16 protein-coding genes and 1 pseudogene are annotated in these 17,006 nt (G+C 38.4%); 4 read left to right on the top strand and 13 right to left on the bottom strand.

Going from position 1 to position 17,006, the window contains the following annotated elements; translation table 11 throughout:
• Positions 1-270: 270 nt before the first annotated feature.
• Together V6C71_24525 and V6C71_24520 are read right to left on the bottom strand one after the other, a co-directional pair.
• Positions 271-753: an RES family NAD+ phosphorylase gene (locus V6C71_24525; GenBank protein HEY9771621.1), complete on the bottom strand. Its 483-nt coding sequence runs from the start codon at positions 751-753 to the stop codon at positions 271-273.
• Positions 754-1,173 carry an antitoxin Xre/MbcA/ParS toxin-binding domain-containing protein gene (locus tag V6C71_24520; GenBank protein HEY9771620.1) on the bottom strand — a complete coding sequence of 140 codons (420 nt, stop codon included), beginning with the start codon at positions 1,171-1,173 and terminating at the stop codon, positions 754-756.
• A gap of 134 nt (positions 1,174-1,307) precedes the next feature.
• On the opposite strand from V6C71_24520, the gene V6C71_24515 reads away from it, so the two are divergent.
• The 3 genes and pseudogenes from V6C71_24515 to V6C71_24505 all read left to right on the top strand — a co-directional run bounded on the left by V6C71_24515 (position 1,308) and on the right by V6C71_24505 (position 2,348).
• Positions 1,308-1,760: a phage integrase N-terminal SAM-like domain-containing protein gene (locus tag V6C71_24515; protein ID HEY9771619.1), complete on the top strand. Its 453-nt coding sequence runs from the start codon at positions 1,308-1,310 to the stop codon at positions 1,758-1,760.
• A 59-nt stretch (positions 1,761-1,819) separates the two neighbouring features.
• Positions 1,820-2,071: a hypothetical protein gene (locus V6C71_24510; protein HEY9771618.1), complete on the top strand. Its 252-nt coding sequence runs from the start codon at positions 1,820-1,822 to the stop codon at positions 2,069-2,071.
• A gap of 19 nt (positions 2,072-2,090) precedes the next feature.
• A pseudogene (locus V6C71_24505) lies at positions 2,091-2,348 on the top strand (tyrosine-type recombinase/integrase).
• Between the two features lie 106 nt (positions 2,349-2,454).
• Here the strand turns inward: V6C71_24505 and rppB are convergent.
• From rppB to V6C71_24470, 7 genes are all read right to left on the bottom strand, one after another.
• Positions 2,455-3,801: a two-component system sensor histidine kinase RppB gene (rppB, locus tag V6C71_24500; GenBank protein ID HEY9771617.1), complete on the bottom strand. Its 1,347-nt coding sequence runs from the start codon at positions 3,799-3,801 to the stop codon at positions 2,455-2,457.
• A complete protein-coding gene (gene rppA / locus V6C71_24495) occupies positions 3,776-4,495 on the bottom strand; it encodes a two-component system response regulator RppA (protein ID HEY9771616.1) in 720 nt (239 codons plus the stop codon). The genes rppB and rppA overlap by 26 nt, the downstream gene beginning before the upstream one ends.
• A 19-nt stretch (positions 4,496-4,514) precedes the next feature.
• Positions 4,515-5,909 carry a TolC family protein gene (locus V6C71_24490; protein ID HEY9771615.1) on the bottom strand — a complete coding sequence of 465 codons (1,395 nt, stop codon included), beginning with the start codon at positions 5,907-5,909 and terminating at the stop codon, positions 4,515-4,517.
• 313 nt (positions 5,910-6,222) lie between these two features.
• On the bottom strand, positions 6,223-6,702 hold the full coding sequence (locus V6C71_24485; GenBank protein ID HEY9771614.1) for a DUF2808 domain-containing protein: 480 nt from the start codon (positions 6,700-6,702) through the stop codon (positions 6,223-6,225).
• A gap of 134 nt (positions 6,703-6,836) precedes the next feature.
• Positions 6,837-7,322 carry a hypothetical protein gene (locus V6C71_24480; GenBank protein HEY9771613.1) on the bottom strand — a complete coding sequence of 162 codons (486 nt, stop codon included), beginning with the start codon at positions 7,320-7,322 and terminating at the stop codon, positions 6,837-6,839.
• A gap of 325 nt (positions 7,323-7,647) precedes the next feature.
• Positions 7,648-8,118, bottom strand: a complete 471-nt coding sequence (locus tag V6C71_24475) for a hypothetical protein (GenBank protein HEY9771612.1) — start codon at positions 8,116-8,118, stop codon at positions 7,648-7,650.
• Between the two features lie 167 nt (positions 8,119-8,285).
• On the bottom strand, positions 8,286-11,411 hold the full coding sequence (locus V6C71_24470; GenBank protein HEY9771611.1) for an efflux RND transporter permease subunit: 3,126 nt from the start codon (positions 11,409-11,411) through the stop codon (positions 8,286-8,288).
• A 1,512-nt stretch (positions 11,412-12,923) separates the two neighbouring features.
• On the opposite strand from V6C71_24470, the gene V6C71_24465 reads away from it, so the two are divergent.
• Positions 12,924-13,055, top strand: a complete 132-nt coding sequence (locus V6C71_24465; protein HEY9771610.1) for a hypothetical protein — start codon at positions 12,924-12,926, stop codon at positions 13,053-13,055.
• A 360-nt stretch (positions 13,056-13,415) separates the two neighbouring features.
• Here V6C71_24465 and V6C71_24460 read toward each other — a convergent pair whose 3' ends face one another.
• The 4 genes from V6C71_24460 to V6C71_24445 form a co-directional block, all read right to left on the bottom strand.
• Entirely contained in the window at positions 13,416-13,664 is a 249-nt protein-coding gene (locus tag V6C71_24460) for a hypothetical protein (GenBank protein ID HEY9771609.1), read from the bottom strand.
• Between the two features lie 125 nt (positions 13,665-13,789).
• On the bottom strand, positions 13,790-14,197 hold the full coding sequence (locus tag V6C71_24455) for a MerR family DNA-binding transcriptional regulator (GenBank protein HEY9771608.1): 408 nt from the start codon (positions 14,195-14,197) through the stop codon (positions 13,790-13,792).
• Between the two features lie 261 nt (positions 14,198-14,458).
• Entirely contained in the window at positions 14,459-14,692 is a 234-nt protein-coding gene (locus V6C71_24450; GenBank protein HEY9771607.1) for a hypothetical protein, read from the bottom strand.
• Between the two features lie 61 nt (positions 14,693-14,753).
• Positions 14,754-16,454 (bottom strand): efflux RND transporter periplasmic adaptor subunit, encoded by a 1,701-nt coding sequence (locus tag V6C71_24445; GenBank protein ID HEY9771606.1) that lies wholly within the window; start codon positions 16,452-16,454, stop codon positions 14,754-14,756.
• Positions 16,455-17,006 lie beyond the last annotated feature (552 nt).

Here is a 17,006-nt window from a genome sequence, read left to right as displayed (position 1 = left end):
TTTTGGCTTGATGTAACTGTTCAGCTAGATCATCCAAACTTTCTTTTATTTCAATTGAAGTTACACCAACCATTAGTAAAAAATACTAAATAACTACTTCCAGTTTAGTTCATTTGCCTTGTTTTCAATTTAAATTGGTATAATTTATCCCTTAATGACGCTTCTTGTGGTGAAAGAACATACAAAAGATAATATGCTCGAATTCCCTGTAACTACTCACCAATTTTACAACTTTTAGTGCGAATAACAGTTCTTTTCTACGCACTAAAATTAATCCCCTATTCCTTTAAAAGCTCGGTCGTTATATAAATCGGACTCGACAGATGACAGTTTTAACTTATTTATGTCTGGATGTCTGGGATTGATTAGTGCAATGTTTTCTAAACCAGCAGGTACAGCTACGCTGGGTACGAACAAAATTAAACTACCACCTTCATTTAGCCATTGGCTGCCAATTTTTTGAGTACTTGACGGATAAGGGTATCGACTCCAATCTTGAGGTAGATTATTAACCGTCAGAGTTTGACTTGATACTGTATCTGGCAAATAATAAATTCCTAATCTGTAATCGTCTGGTATCAGTCTTGGGTTTGGGAGATAATTTGCCATTTCTAAAAGAGCGACGCTGGGAGTTAAAGCGAAATAGAGTACTGGTATTCCAGGTTGGTTCCATCTGGCACCATTTACAAAAGAACCTCCACGACCTGTAAAATTTTCCAAATATTTGATGCGGGTAATTCTAAAAAGCTCCACTTATGTAAACTCACCATACTCGATCGCGGCTAAAGATTCTCTAACTAGTTTTCTCCCTTCAAAAGTGTCGCACAAATTAATTGGTAATTCTCCATCTAAAGCTGGAATACTCGTGTGTAACCATTCTTTTGCTATATCCTCATTGCCAAAAACATTGATAGCTTCATTAAAGACTTTTAGAGTATCTAAAACGCCTTCAGTTTGAACTCTTGTCAGTAGTTTAGAGTGGTATAACCGATTTAAGTTGCCCGAACTAGTACTCAATAAACGAACAAACAAATCTCGCTCTCCTAGAGCTTTGACCGCTTGCTCGACAATTTTTCCAGGGACTCCTTGACGAACAGCTTGGATATACGCACCACGATCTTCGAGCAGGGTGGGAGAAAGATCTGAATCCTTTAACAATAAAGCAATGTTCATTTTAAGCTGATTTATTTATTAATTTAATTATACATCATTTTGAAGATTATACATCTTCAAAATGATGTATAGCTTTTCACGATCAAAGAACTCGTTTTGCTGTAATATTCTCGTATATGTTTTTTGATCGAATTATGGCAATTCGACGCTTAAAGGATGATTGCAGATTTGACAAGAGAGTTGGTTCTGTGGCTACTGTCTCGACTTTGCCTACGGTAAAAGCAATGTGGGACTGTTTTGAAAGATATCTTAACCTAACTATCGCTGATGGTAATGCCAGTGTTGATACGATTAAAACTTATCGCAATCGCGTGGCTCAGTTTCTCTCTTGGTGTAGAGAGCTAGAGCTTTACCCAGCCCTTATTACTAAGCAAAATATTCTCAAATATCGAAAACATCTGGTCGATGAGTCGAAAACAACCCCGACAATTCGTTTATCTCTTCAAGCTATCCAACATTTCTACACTGCTTGTTCAGCAGATAAGTTGGTCAAAGAGAATCTTGCTATCGGGGTGAAAGCACCAAGGGAAAAGCGCTCTGTTGGTAGCACAATTAATTATTTATCCCTAGAGCAGCTACACAGTTAATTGACAGTATTTTACCCACCTATAAGATTCGCGGAGAGAATACTACCAAAGTACAGGTATTGCGCGATCGCATTTTGCTCGGCTGTATGGCACTCCAGAGATGTCGCAGCATCGAAATGTATCGGGCTAATTTGCAAGATCTTAGTCAATCAAAAGGTCAGCATTATCTCAAGCTGGATGGTAAAAACAGTATCCGAAACGTCATTTTACGACCCGATTTAGCAGAAGAAATAGTTCAATATCGGCAAGCACGTAAGTTAACTGAAGAAAAATTGACCCCAACCTCTCCCTTATTTATATTCTTTATCTAATCATCGTTACGGTCAACGCTTATCTAGAAGCGGGATTGGTTTTATTGTTGATAGTTATCTGGAAATGTGTGGCTTGAAACATATCGATTTTAATCGTCATCATTCTCCGCATAGTTTACGTCACACCGCAGGGACTTTAAGTCTCCAAAGTGGTTCTTCTTTACGGGAGGTACAGGATTTTCTCGGACACAGCGACCCGAAAACAACTGCTGTGTATACTCACATTCTTAGTTCTCAGGAAAATAATCCTGCTTCAAGAATTGATATTGATTTTTAACAGAAAACTTACTTCCCATAAAGAAAATAATGTATTTTGTGAGAGTGAGACAGTCAACCAGGACGACCGACGAAAAATCAATCCCCCGAAGCACTTTCTTACCGTCTTATCGCTCAAATTCGGCTGTTCGCCATTTTAGGGTAAAAGTGCTGCCCTGCCCTAGTTGGCTATGTACACTTAACTTAAAGGAATGCGATCGCGCTATGGCTCTCGCTATAGCCAATCCCAAACCCGAACCACCAGTGTTGCGAGAACGATCGCTCTGTACGCGATAAAAACGATCGAAAATATGTTTTTGATGTTCTGGGGCAATACCAATACCTGTATCTTTAACTTGAAGTAGAGTGTGAGAGGCATCGCGCTCTAAAATAACCGTAACTCGACCTTCTGAAGGGGTGTGTTGAATAGCATTAACAATTAAGTTATACACTAAACGATATAGTTGGTTGCAATCACCACTCACATTAATAGATTTTTCTACTCTAAATTTAGGAGTCAACGTTATTTGATTAGCGATCGCTAATGGGTCTAATTCTTCTACTAAGTCGTCAACCAAATCGTTTAAACAGCAACGCTGTTGGCGTAGAGGAATTGCTTTTCGATCCATGCGAGCCAACAGTAACAAATCGGCAACTAGTTGAATCAGTCTTTTATTTTCTTTCTCGATCGTCGTTAAAATGTTTTTTGTTTCTTGTTTGTCTAAATCGACTAGCAATCCTGACTCTACCGTCGCTTGCATCGCAGCTAAAGGTGTTCTCAACTCGTGTGCGGCATCTGCTGTAAACTGTTCTATCTGTTGATAGGAGCGGTAAATTGGTTGCATCGCTAAACCAGCCAACCACCAACTAGCAACAGCTACGAAAATTAATGATATTGGTAATCCTAATAGCAGAATTAATTTTAATCTACCGAGATAATCCTCAAAGTCAGCAAGGCTGCGTCCGACTTGGAAATATCCCCAATCTTCTCTGGTTTGAGTGTGCAGCGAGAAAGAAATTTGATGATAAATCCTGCCTTGACGATCGCTATTGGTTTGCCAGGTTTTTTTGTTTAAGAGTTGGGGCAACCCTTCTGGATAATTTCCAGCGATAGCGATTAAGCGTCCTGATGTATCGTACAAGCGGGCATAGTAATTACCTCGATCGACAGCAGAAAGAATGTGACGTTGCGAGTTAAAACGTTCGGAAACACAGCTAGTTCCAACTAAGCAAAGATTGGGCAATAGTTCGCCGATTATCGGCTCGATTTGTCCTGTCTGTTTTAATTTTAGTTCTAAACTGTCATGTAAGGTTCCTGCCACAGATTCTAATTCGCGATCGAGGGCAACCCAATGAGCGTGAGAAATTGTTTTGTAGACTCCAAATCCGAGTAGACTTAGAATTAATCCCATTACTCCTGCATACCAGAGAGACAATGAAACGCGAGTTTTATTGAACAGCTTGTTTTGTCTCATCTGCTTCCCAATTCAAGCGATATCCCAAACCGCGTAAAGTTTCAATTATATTAGTGCTAGAAATTAATTCCAACTTGCGTCTGAGTAAACGTACTTGAGCAGCTACCACATTACTAAAAGATTCTGCATCCGCTTCCCAAAGTTGATTGCGAATCTGCTCGCTAGTGATAATTTGATTCGGATGCTTCATAAAATATTCTAGTAGCTGAAATTCTTTATTGGTAAGCAAGACTGGGTGCTTTTCGCCTTCTGGAGCTAGATAATAAACAGTTTGATTGCCACACTCTAGGAGTAAGTTACCTAACTGCAATTGTTGGGGTTGAATTTGGGGCGATCGCCTCTGTAAGGCTCGCAAACGTGCCAACAATTCTGCCATACCAAAGGGTTTAATTAAATAATCATCTGCACCCGCATCCAATCCAGTTACCTTATCTTCCATGCGATCTCTAGCGGTGAGCATTAAAATTGGGAGAGGATTGTTTTGAGCGCGTAATTTTTTCAGCAATTCTATTCCCGACAAACCAGGTACTAACCAATCGAAAACCGCTACCGTATATTGCGTCCAATTACTTTCTAGGTAACCCCAAGCGTCATTGCCATTTTGTACCCAATCGACTATGTATTTATGATGCTTTAAAGTGCGTTCGATCGCAGCACCTAAGTTTGGTTCGTCTTCAACGAGGAGAATTCTCATCTTATTACCCTAAATTTGGCTATAAGTTGTTAATTGCTCTTTGAAGCGAGGTCAAAGAGCGATTGTAGTTCAAAATTGCTTTTACTCTATTGCCAGCAGCGTTGGTCAATTCATTTTGTGCCGTGTTTACTTCTAGCTGAGTAGTTGCACCTCGACGATAGCCAAAGCTAATCAACAAGAGTGCTTCTTGTGCTTGTTCTAGGGCAGCAGTTGCCGTTTCGATATTCTTAGCATTTGCCATCATATTTTTGTAAGCTTGTTCGATTTCCAAACGAATTTGGCTGCGGGTATCGGCAAAGCGAGTTTCGGCAATCTTGATGTTCGCATCTTCCTGTTTCGCTGCTGCTGATGCTGTTCCCCCATCAAAGAAATTCCAGGCGACTCTAGCCCCTGCTGCATATCCATCTGCCCCTTTATTACTTAGTTCGCTTAATGCCTGATAATTAGCAAACAAACTCACAGTTGGTCTGATTTCAGCTAAAGCTATTTGTCGCTGTTGAGAGGTAATATTGCGCTGTATTGACTGCTGTTTTAATTCCGCTCGATTTTGAAAAGCTAAAATAATGCTTTCTTCTAAAGAGCGATTCCATTGACCTGCTGTTTGGACAGGATCGGCAGCAGCAACATCAACTGTTTCGGGCAAACTTAGAATTCTAGTTAACTTGTCGCTAGCTGTATCTCCATCGGTTTGAGCTTGAGTTAAGTCTTGTTGGGCATTTTTCAACTGCACTGAAGCCCTAATCGTATCAATTTTACTTCCTATTCCTCCTTCCTCTAACAATTGGGCATCACGCAGACCGATTCGAGCATTTTCTACGGCAGCTTGAGCGATTTTTACTTGTTGGTCAGCTTCCTGCAAATCGTAATAAGCACTAGAAACATCTAGTCTAGTTTGTTGACGAATTCTTTCTAATTCTAACTGCTCGAATTTTATTTGTTCCTGGGCAGTTTTAATTTGTGCCGAGCGCTTGCCAAAAGTAAAAAGGTTATAGTTAGCTTCGACTGTACCGCTCAAAAAAGTAGGCGAAGAAGATTCTGGCTCGAAAATTACGTCTCCAGGTCTTTCTTGGTCGCCAACCTGAGTGAGTTCTCCGTTTATTCCAAAAGTGGGCAGTAAAGCTGCTTGAGCTTGTTGTAGAGCCGAGCGCGATCGCTCTAAAGTTAAGGCAGCAACCTGTAGTTCACGGTTATTTTGTTCTGCTAGTTCTAGTACTTGTTTAAGACTAATTGATCGAACTTGTTGAATTTTTACCTGATTAGGGGAAGTTGGAAGTTGTAGAGAATTATTGTTCTGCTGCTGTTCTTGAGAGTCAGCTTCAGAAGGAGATTGGCTTTGAGCAAAAACTGATTTTAATTGACTAAAACTAATTCCCACACCAACACCTATAACGATTAACTTTCTAAACAAAGACATAAACTTTTGAGCGACTATTGAAATGGAATTTTTTTTAGTTAAGGAGAGTAATTAAGTGCTTAAATTTCCCTCTAATTAGACAGATTGACATAATTGGATGAAATCAAGATGAAATTTATACAAAATTAGACCATAACTATAAGTTAGAGTCTGAGAAGAACAATCAATAAGGATGATTTACTTTACTTTTATTAATGATAAGGCTAGCATCAATTTTTTGACTGCCGCCTTAAACTTAATACCTTGGCCAATCTTGATACGTCTTAGTAGATCGATTGTTAAGGCGTTCAAAGCTGGATTTTGTAAGTAAATTTTAATTTGATAAATAAGTGCGAACTTCAGCCGTTCCTAGCGGAGTTTCTGCTGTCAATTCTACTGGTTTGCTATAAACGCGATACAGCCAATTTTGCTCGAAACCTGAAGTTCTAATACCGCGTAAATTAACTTTTAAAACTGTATCGGAAGAAACTGGTTGAGCAAAAGCGATAGCTGCTTTTCCACTATCAACAGAGGTTTGAGCATCAATTTTTTGACCAGTTCCATCTGTTACTTCAATATCTTTAGAAAGATTTACTTTTTCTGGTAAATAAATCGAAAGTTCTGAAATAGGGGTTTTTTGAACGTGAACTTTAAATTTATGATTAGCGTTTTGAATACGAGCGTTACTGGGAATTGCTGCACTATCAAAAAGATGCGTACCTTCAGGATAATCAGACTTTCCGTTTGCCCAAGCAGTAGCTGGTAAAGATGTGGTAATTAAAGTAAATGCAACAGTAGAAATTAGCTTTTTCATGATTTATTCCTCGAATAATTAACTTTATTGGTTCTTATTTATTAGCTTAATTACTTTAAATGAAATAACCGTGAAAAACTAAATGAAATTAAAGTGAAATTAAAATCATAGTTTTTTGTGTCTTTTGTGATTTTCTAGCGTTGAAAATTATTAATGCGAGTAACACCAAGGTTTAATTCTGGTTCGGTATCAGCAAGTTTTGCTTTGATTCGATAGCTCCAATCATTGGGATGAAGTCTGGAAAGAATTACTTTATTCATGTCAATTTCAATTTCGTTTGTTGACTTAAGTGGTTCGGTAAAATTAATAATTACTTCATCATCACTAACATTATACTTAGTTGCTATTTCTTTCCCAGATCGCTTGTGTACTGTAATATCGTTTTTGACAGTAACTCCTGGAGGTAAAATAACTTTTACTTGAGAAATAGCAGGACTGGTTTCAGGAATTTGAATTCTAAAAGTATGTCTGACATATGACCATTTAGTTTGAGGGGATTGAGTAGAGCCGATAAGATGAGGAAGGGTTGTTTCTTCTCTAGTTGTATTGGCAAAAGTAGCAGAACTTAAAACTGTAAAGGCTACAGTTATAGCTGTGGTAAAAATAAGTTGTTTCTTCATCTTTAGTCTTAAAAAGTAAAGTTTTTTTACTTCAGATTCGTATTTATTTCATGAATCTCTATATCTACTAAATTAATCGATGAAAATGAAATTAAGATGAAGTTTATTTTTTTAGAGCAAAAAGAAAAACCCGTTTTGCTCTAATTATTAAAACGGGTTGACTATAAAAGTCTAAAAAAACTAATGATTAAACTATCAGTCCTAGATAAAATCGAGATTAAATATTAACTTTATATAAAAGTTAAACAAAAAGCATCGATCGTAACTCTGCCATTGCCATTAAATTATCTCGATCGCCAGTATTTTTTAGCTTAAAAAATCATTACTAAAAACTAAAACGACCGTTTACGTTTTCTCCACTGACATCTGCGGCGATTTTAACTTGATATTGACCAGTTGTTGTACCAGGAAATAAAACTGTGTAATGTTTTCCTTCAGCATCATAAGTGAGATTTAGACTCTGTTGTTTGCCATCGGGTGACTGAACTAGAGCCGTTACTTTGGCATTAGGAATTGCTTCGTGAGTGTCACCTTTTTGTAAGTAAAGGTCTAAGTGAGTTCCTGTTTCCTCGCTTTCAGATACGAATTCTAAATGATAAGCCCCCGATTCGACTACCTGTCCCCCATGAGATTTACCACTATCATCTTTATTACTATTAGCAATAATTAAAGTGGAAATTTTGGACAAAGAAATTGTAGAAGAGTTATTTAAATCTTTAGCCTGGGTGACATTACTATAGGCTAATGAAATTCCAAAAGTACTTAAACTAATTAAAATTAATCTAGATAATTTCAAGTTACTTACTCCTTATTTAAAAGAATTATATTTACAATCGACTCTACTTACAATGACATTTCAAAATGAAATAAAGATGAAATTATAGTAGAAGTTTTATCCTTTGCGCGAAAGTGCATACATAATTACGTTAGCGAAGCTTCTCCGTTAGAATAAAACCAGAATTTTCAGATTTTAATTACCTCCGAAATTACCTTGCCATCCTCAACAACTGACATATTTGACTTGGGTATCAAGAACTTGCCAAACTTAGCGTACAAAGCGGGTAATACCAACAAAGTTAACGCTGTAGAAGTGAACAAACCCCCCAGCACGACTATGGCTAGAGGTTGCAAAATTTCTTTACCCGCACCCGTGCCAATAACCAACGGAATCATTCCCAAAGCAGAGGTCAATGCTGTCATCAAAATAGCCACCAAACGTTCTATAGAACCCTCAAAAATGACCTGCCGTAAAGGCATTCCTTCTGCTAGCTTATTGTTATAGTTATCCACCAGCAGCAATCCATTGCGCGTTGCCACTCCAAATAAAGTAATAAATCCCACCAGCGAGGCTACAGAGATAATTCCACCTCCTATGGCAATAGAAAATATACCTCCCACCAGTGCTAGAGGCAAGTTAATCATAATCATCAGCATAGCTTCTACGGATTTTACAGCAAAGTACATTAAAACTGCAATAATGACAATTGCCAGTCCTCCATAGATTAATAAATTCTGAGTCGCTCGTTGTTCCGATTCAAATTGACCGCCGTATTGAATAAAATAGCCCGTAGGCAACAACACCGACTGACGTACCCGATCTTGAATTTCATCTACAACTGAACCCAAATCTCGACCCGATACATTGGCAGAAACAACAATGAGACGAGAAACGCTTTCTCGATTAATTGTGTTAGGTCCAGTTCCGTAATCGATGTTGGCAACTTGAGCAAGGGGGATTTTTTGACCTGTAGGTGTATCGATTAGTAAGTTACGGATAACATCTAAGTTGTTGCGAGCTTCTTCCCCTAACCAAACTACTAGGTCAAATAGTTGTTGTTCTTGGAGAACTTGAGAGACGACTGTTCCGTTGAGTGCTGTTTCCACCATTTCAGCTAGATTACCGACGCTTAACCCGTAGCGAGCAGCTGCTTCTCGGTTAAATTGAATTTGTAGTTGTTTGATTGGAACTTGGGGTTCAAGCTGTAAATCTACTAGCCCCTCAATATCTTGTACAACTGCTTCTACTTCAGAACCCAGACGGCGTAGTTCTTTTAAATCAGAACCAAAAACTTTAATGGCGATCGCACTTCTCACTCCAGACAATACTTCATCCATGCGGTGGGAAATAAATCCGCCAATATTAGGAGCGACTCCAGGAATTCTAGCAAATTCCTCTCGTAACTTTTCAATACTCCCCTCTCTGTCTTTCAATCCCTCTTCGCTCAATTCCACATCCAGATGACCCAGGTTTACTCCGCCTGCATCCGCATCGCCTGGGGCGCGTCCAGCCCTCAACTGCACTGTCTTAAATCGTTTATCTTCTTTGAGGGCATCCTGCATTACTATTCCAACTTGATTGGTTGCTTCTAGAGAACTTCCTGGATAAAGCAGCATCGCATTGACTAGTGATGGTTCTTGAAACTCTGGCAAAAATACCCGTCCTAAACTTGGCAAAATTGCCAAAGAAGCGACTAAAGAAGCTCCTGCCACTATTAAAATAATGTTGGGGGAACGGGTAGCAAAATTAAGTAGAGGTCGATAAATTCGTTGCGACAAGGCACTAACCCAAGTATCATCCGATGGCAAAGGTCGTTTGGTTAGTAAAATTGCGCATAGTGCTGGAGATAAGGTCATTGCCACAAGGGTAGAAGCAAAAATCGATACTAGGTAAGCAACACCCATAGGTGTAAAAATACGCCCTTCTACTCCCGTCAGCGAAAAAATAGGCGCAAAGACAACCGCAATAATTACCGTGGAAAAAATAACGCTGACTCGTACTTCTACTGAGGTGTCATAAACCACTTGGAAAGGATGCACGGGATTGTCTGCTAACTGATTCTTTCGCAAACCCCGATAGGCATTTTCCATATCGACAATCGAGTCATCTACTACCGAACCAATTGCCACTGCTAAACCACCTAAAGTCATGGTATTAATCCCCTGACCGAACCAGCTTAAAATCAGCATTCCAATCAGAACCGATAAAGGAATTGCACTGAGGGTGATAATGGCAGTGCGCCAGTTCATCAAAAACAATAATAGGATAATCGAAACAATAATAATTCCGTCACGGAGAGAATCAGTAACGTTTTTGATCGCAAATTCAATAAAATTTTCCTGACGAAAAGTTTCCGTTACTGTTACATCTTTAGGCAGTGCAGCTTTGACCTCTTCCATCGCCATTTCAATCTCTTTAGTAACGGTAGGAGTATCGTACTGAGGTTGTTTGTTAACCATAACTACAATAGCGGTTTGACCATTTAAACTGCCATCCCCACGCTTTAAAGCAGCTCCAATCTTCACGTCCGCTATATCTTTAAGTAACACGGGTGTGCCATTACGAGCGGTTATCGCAGAATTTACCAGTTGCTCAATCGACTCGATGCGCCCCATGCCACGAATAATAATTTCTTGGTCGGGATTAATTAAAAAACCGCCTGCTGCATTAACATTAGCTTCTCTAGCAGCTGTGGTTACTTCATCTAAGGTAATATTAAAGGCTTTTAACTTGGCTGGATCGACCAATACCTGATATTGGCGCACATCTCCCCCATAGGCAATGACTTGAGAAATCCCTGGTATAGCTAGCAATCGGTTGGTCACATCGCGATCGATTAAGCGTCTCACTTCCATCAGTGAAGTTGTTTGGGCTGTGAAGGCGTACTGAACGACTGTACCAATCGGAGAAGAAATCGGAGAAATTTGCGGATTTTCAACGTCTTCTGGTAATTTTTCCTGTACCTGTTGCAATCGCTCAGTTACCAACTGACGCGCTTGATAAACATCTGTTCCCCACTTAAAGATGACTTTAACTACGGAAATACTGACTGCTGAGGAAGAACGCACTGTTTCTACACCAGGCGTACCATTGACCGCACTTTCAATCGGCAGGGTAATTAACGATTCAACCTCTTCGGGAGCGAGTCCTGGGGCTTCCGTTTGGATTTCTACCTGTGGCGGAGCAAAGTCAGGAAAGACATCCAAAGGCATTTGGGTAAGATTATACGAACCCCAGATTGTGACGACAATGGCTCCTATAACCACCAGCCACCGTTGAACGATCGACCACTTGAGGATAGAGTTGAGCATGAAAAATTAAATTTACAACTGACTCTACTTAGAATGACATTCCAAAATGAAATGAAGATGAAATTTTAGCAAAAGTTCGATCGTCTGCGCGAAAGTACTTAAAATTGTTGTTTAAAATTCGCTCTTGTTTCTGCATCATATCGTCTAAAAAAGTTTGCTCACGAAAAAAAGCTAACATTTAGTAAATTTTTACTTATTAAGGCATCTAATTTATCAAATTTAGATTAAAAAATAGTACAAAATTTTATTTTAATTTTATCTGCAACTGAGACAATAGGAATTCAAATAGAGTCAAACATAATCGAATTAATATGATGTTTATTAAAAAAATTAAAACTAGCTAGTTTTAATTTTTGGTCATTATTATAAATGTCTTGAATCTCGCTTTATTGGCAGCACAAAATATTACTACTAACTCTAGAAATTTTTTGCAATAAAAAATTAGTACGATTTTAGCCATAAATCATTCGCCTCAAATAAAAACTAAATTTACTCTCGAAAATTATTCTATCAAACATCAATAAATCAATACTTTACATCTTACTATTCAATATACTTCTTTCTTTAAAAGGACAAGTTCAATTTTTTATAAAAACCGCATATCTACTCAAATGAAATATTTGCTAATAACTTATCTTAATAGAAATGATTATTGGGAGGTTATGAATTATTATTCAAATAAAAAATTATCCAACACAATCCAGAATTATCTTCCCTAACTATTGCTTTAGCAGTTTATCCCAACTGAGAACACCTCTATCATTGCTCGACTACTATAATTCAAACTCACAACGGTGAAAAAAAAGAATCTTAGTATTTTAATTTTTCTATAATGCTTACACAAAAAGGTCAAGATTCCTTTATGTAAATTGATATAAATTATACTTATAAAAATAATTTTTCTACCATTAATTATTACGACTTTATTCCGATTTAGTAATAAATTAAAAATTTTCTCGTTATTCGTAGTACTACTAAAGAATCTTGGACGAATTTAGAGCAACAGTTATAAACAAAATTACTTCAGTAAAATCCAATGTTTTCTTCTTTATCTATTGAGTTGAAGTGACTAGCCTATTTTTCAGCTAAAGGATGCAGCGCGAAGTTAGATGAAATCCAGATAAAATATTAGCAACTCGAAAATTAATTGATAACTACACATAACACGCCTAAATAAAATTGAGATGAAATACTTGTATTTAAAAAAAATCCAATATAGCTTAAGCTAGAAGTAAAATGAATCAATACTTTCTATTTTATTAATTTGAAAAAGACTACATGAATGAAAACTGCATTATGTAAGTTTACTACTTTAATTAAATAGGAGTTAAATAATTACAGCAACTCATGAATCCCAGCTTGAGACTTGTATTCAAGCTTGTCTCGATTGTCTTCGCGATTGTGAAAATTGTGCCACTGCCTGTTTATACAGCGATATGGTACTAAATGATGGCTGAATGTATCAAGCTATGTCGCGATTGCGCCGATACTTGCGCTCTGTGCGCTCGTTTTATGTCACGTAAATCTGCTCTTCACGGTCAAAGATGCGGTGTTTGTGCCGAAACGGGCGATCGCTGTATCGTTAGAGATCAAAATGAGGAAATTGCCCAAATGAGGCAAATGTTAGCTCAAGCGAAAAAATAACCAGTTTTTACTGAATATAAAGTGTTACTCGATCCTAATAATGTCTTTAATCCCTAGCCAGTTATGTCGTCGAATTCAAGGTAAACCAACCAGCAAAATAAGAAAAACAATTAGCAAACTAATGCTCGAAAACTTGTTAACCATGAAACTTGACCCCAAGTAAGTGAGCAAAAAAGTAGAAGGAATCATTCCTAATAAGGTTGCAAAAGCATAAGCAGGAAAAGAAAGCCCTGTGATTCTTGCAGCGTAACTAATCAGATCGAAAGGCAAAACGGGTAATAAACGAGTTAGGAAAATGAACCAAGTCAAATATATTTTTCCGTGTTGTTTTGTGAAGTAAATATTTTTTCCTGTTAGGGATTAAATTGCCGTTCGCCCCAAGGTACGTCCGATATAGTAAGCGATCATACTTCCCAAAAAACCGCCAATAACGCTATACACTCCAGCTAAGAGCGAACCCCAAATTGTTCCAGCTATAACGGCTATCGGTGCGCCAGGAACTGGGCTGATGACGACAGACAAAGCTAGCACACCAATGTAAGCGATCAGTCTTAACATTTCCAAACGTCTAATCGTTTGTAGCAATCTTTCTGGCGCAAACAAACTCAAATTGAAATGAATCGACAGCCATACACAAATCAGCAAACAGAGGAATAAAATGATTAGAGCAACAGCGTTAGTATAATTTTAAAACGCCCGCAGATTGTTCGCTCGGATGCATCTTTTCACAAGCGTCAGCTCAACTTTTGCCAACTTTTACCGCTATCTTGAGATTGAAAAACAGTGTTATTTTCATTCACTGCGTAAAGTATTTGAGGATTATTAGGTGCGATCGCCAATTTAACCACCACGCCCTTAGTTTCCATCCATAACTTCTCCCAGGTTTTGCCGCCATCATTGCTACGATAGATACCAAGTGCTGACTTGAGAAAGCGACAGCCATACATGACAGTATTGTCTTCTCCCTGTTTGAGCAAAGTCAGTGCGATAACAGGTGCATTTTGAGTATTGCGAAAAGCAGGTTCGAGTAGTCCTAAACTTTCGTAGTAACCTAAAGTACTCACGCTAACGTTAGTTTGTTTGGCTAATTCACCGATTTTAATTAATTGCTCTTGTAAAGCTTTAACTTCGATTCGTGTCATATTCCTGGCAAAAATATGAATAATAAACTTGACTCTATAGTTAGCTATAGACCTTACACTTAATATAGTTCTTTAGGCAATTATTTAGTCTTGATTCGAGAGTTCCAGACAAATTTTCGCCACTTTAACTAAATAAATAGGAGATCCGATCGTGTTTCAGAAATCATCTAAAATTGCTCTAAAAGCTGTTACAGTAGCTGTTGCGTTTGTTATGCTAACTGCTGGTGCTAGTTTGGCTCAAGATCGACAACCCAATCGAAATCAAGACCAAAACAGCCCATGTGGTTGTTGTAAACAAATGATGAACCAGATGCAGCACTCTAGCTGAATAGTGGTTAGTAGAAAATTATAGTTAAAAGTCAAACAAAAGAGCGATCGCTTTTTATCGAAAAAAATCGATTGAGGCGATCGCTCTTTACCAATCAATTGTCTAACGCAACCAATGACAACTAACCAGCGTCTGACAATTCCCCATTTGGCAATAGTACTAATCATGTCCATATCTACCAAGTATCGTTTGAGCTAATAGGAATAATCAAAAACAAGCAAGAAACTATTAGTTTGGTTTTTGGAACTCTTTGCGTTCCTCGGGTGATTCTGCTGAAGAAGACAAAGTTGAAGATTGGTGGTGATTGTTTAGATAAATTTCTGTTTCATAAGACTTTACTTTATTTTCTGTGCGCGATCGATGACGACGACTAGTCCAAAAACTCCCCGCTAAAAAAGCACTCGCTCCAATTACACTTCCTCCTACTGTTCCCAACAACCATAAAGGCAGTTGTCTTTCTCTTTTAGAAACACTGAGTTTGGTTTCTGAAGCAGCGTTTGACTCTTCTGTTTTTCCTGCTGGTTCAGTTGACGCATCTTCTTGGATACCACCACCTCGCAAAGATTCTGCGTAAAGTTGAGGCGCGCGCTGAGTAACTATTAAATCCCCTTCAAACAAACCGCTTTTTACTTCAACTAAATCTCCAGAAGTTTGACCGAGATTAACTTCGACAGATTGGAAAGAATCGCCGTTCTGCAAATAAACTAGTTTTTTTCCCTCTACATCAACTATTGCCGAATTGGGAATGACTGTAGTTGCTATATCTGTTTGATTGGTAATTACTTCCAATTCAGCAAACATTCCTGGTTTAAGAGTACCATTGCTATTGCTCAATTGGGCTTTAACTGGGACAACGCGCGTTTCTCCTTCGACTATTGAACCAATTACCGCAATGCGTCCGATAAAAGTGCGCTCGCTCACGGAAGCTACTTTCGCTCTAACTTGTTGACCGTTTTTAATTTTATCTAAGTCTTTTTCGTAAATATTAGCACTCACCCAAACCTGACTGTCATTAATGATTGTCATCAGCTTTCCACCCGCATCTTGAAAGGCTTGACCGAGAGTAACTTCGCGATCGCTGACTCTACCAGAAATAGGTGCTGTTATTATTGCCAGTCCTCGTTCGTTGGCTTTAGTACCTAGTTGTTGTAGTCGGGCTTGATAAGTAGCATTACTCAGTTGTAGACGCGAATTAGCTGCTTCAACAGCAGATTGAGAACGCTTAAGTTGGTTTTGAGCCTCTAGAACTTCTCTTTGACTTGAAGCTGTGATAAGTTGGGCTTTGATTTCTGCTAGCTTGCCTTGAGATTCGAGCATTTGACGGCGAGGAATGACTCCTTTCTCTGCTAATTCGCGATCGCGATCGTATTGTTCTTGAGCTACTGCTACTTGAGTTTGTGCTTGTTCGATTTCAGCTTTAGCAATTTCAACTTGACGTTGATAATTTTGTTGGGCTAGGGTTAAATCTGCTTGGGCTTGTTGCGATTCGGCTTTAGCGATCGCTTCTTTTTCTTGGGAATCAACGCGTAATTCTACTAGATCCGGACTGGCAATTACCGCCACGGGCTGTCCTGCTTGTACGTATGTGCCAGGTTCTACCAAAAGTTCGCTCACTTTCCCTGGAATTGCTGATGTAACTTCTACTTGTTGGCTGGGTAAAGCTTCAATCTGTCCCGTCGTTTTAATGCCAATGTCAAGGCGTTGACTAGTGACTGGTTCGACTTTGATTCCTAAACTTTTGGCGGTTTGAGCATCAACTTGGATCGAATCTGAAGCTTCTTGTTGAGAATTTCCGCTTTGAAATTCATCTCCATGTCCAGCGTGAGCTAAAACAGCAGCAGGTGCGGTTATTAACATTAGACTCAAGATTACTCCCGTACTGCGTTTGAGAACAGTAGAAGCGCGAAACAGATAACGAGTAACGATCATAGTCAATATCTTTGGGTGATGAGGGAACGAGTTAGAATTTGCGCTCGCCTACGCCAGTGCCATGAGCGATCGCAACAATAATTTTGTATTGAGCTTGAGATTAAATATTTAGTTATTACTAAGAGGATTTTTGAACTAGCAAAAAAAACATTGCTTCATTAACTAGTTTTTCACAGCCATATGAAATTGAGATGAATTTCAATAAGAGATTTAAATATTATTGAGGGGTAGTGTAGCAAAGATGTTGAATTAATTAAATATCTCTGCCAAACTCATACTTATTAATATACAAACTAATCACTAGATCGTGCATCTGAGTAAGCTTAGAAAAGCAGATTATTTTTCTCTATAATCTTTTAATTCTATTCCTCAAAGTCAGATGCTTTCTCTCAACAGCGCGATTACACATGGCGTAAGAATTCAGGTATTAAATTGAGGGATTAAAGAAGGGCGCTCAATAACACCGATGGTTGCCAGTAAAGCTTGTGTGAAAAAATCCATTACACAGCGGTGCTGAAAACGACAGGTTTGAATGACACTCAGCAAATTAGC

Origin of the sequence: Coleofasciculaceae cyanobacterium, from assembly GCA_036703275.1 — a bacterium.
GTDB lineage: Bacteria > Cyanobacteriota > Cyanobacteriia > Cyanobacteriales > Xenococcaceae > Waterburya.
The sequence above is the reverse complement of the archived record's forward strand: the minus strand, read 5'-3'. Positions and strand labels throughout refer to the sequence as shown.

Bases quoted from the DNA above. Each gene is read 5' to 3' on its own strand.
- V6C71_24520 (HEY9771620.1), bottom strand. From the start codon at position 1,173: ATGAACATTGCTTTATTGTTAAAGGATTCAGATCTTTCTCCCACCCTG.
- V6C71_24515 (HEY9771619.1), top strand. From the start codon at position 1,308: ATGGCAATTCGACGCTTAAAGGATGATTGCAGATTTGACAAGAGAGTT.
- rppB (HEY9771617.1), bottom strand. From the start codon at position 3,801: ATGAGACAAAACAAGCTGTTCAATAAAACTCGCGTTTCATTGTCTCTC.
- rppA (HEY9771616.1), bottom strand. From the start codon at position 4,495: ATGAGAATTCTCCTCGTTGAAGACGAACCAAACTTAGGTGCTGCGATC.
- V6C71_24490 (HEY9771615.1), bottom strand. From the start codon at position 5,909: ATGTCTTTGTTTAGAAAGTTAATCGTTATAGGTGTTGGTGTGGGAATT.
- V6C71_24485 (HEY9771614.1), bottom strand. From the start codon at position 6,702: ATGAAAAAGCTAATTTCTACTGTTGCATTTACTTTAATTACCACATCT.
- V6C71_24480 (HEY9771613.1), bottom strand. From the start codon at position 7,322: ATGAAGAAACAACTTATTTTTACCACAGCTATAACTGTAGCCTTTACA.
- V6C71_24470 (HEY9771611.1), bottom strand. From the start codon at position 11,411: ATGCTCAACTCTATCCTCAAGTGGTCGATCGTTCAACGGTGGCTGGTG.
- V6C71_24465 (HEY9771610.1), top strand. From the start codon at position 12,924: ATGTCACGTAAATCTGCTCTTCACGGTCAAAGATGCGGTGTTTGTGCC.
- V6C71_24455 (HEY9771608.1), bottom strand. From the start codon at position 14,197: ATGACACGAATCGAAGTTAAAGCTTTACAAGAGCAATTAATTAAAATC.
- V6C71_24450 (HEY9771607.1), bottom strand. From the start codon at position 14,692: ATGATTAGTACTATTGCCAAATGGGGAATTGTCAGACGCTGGTTAGTT.
- V6C71_24445 (HEY9771606.1), bottom strand. From the start codon at position 16,454: ATGATCGTTACTCGTTATCTGTTTCGCGCTTCTACTGTTCTCAAACGC.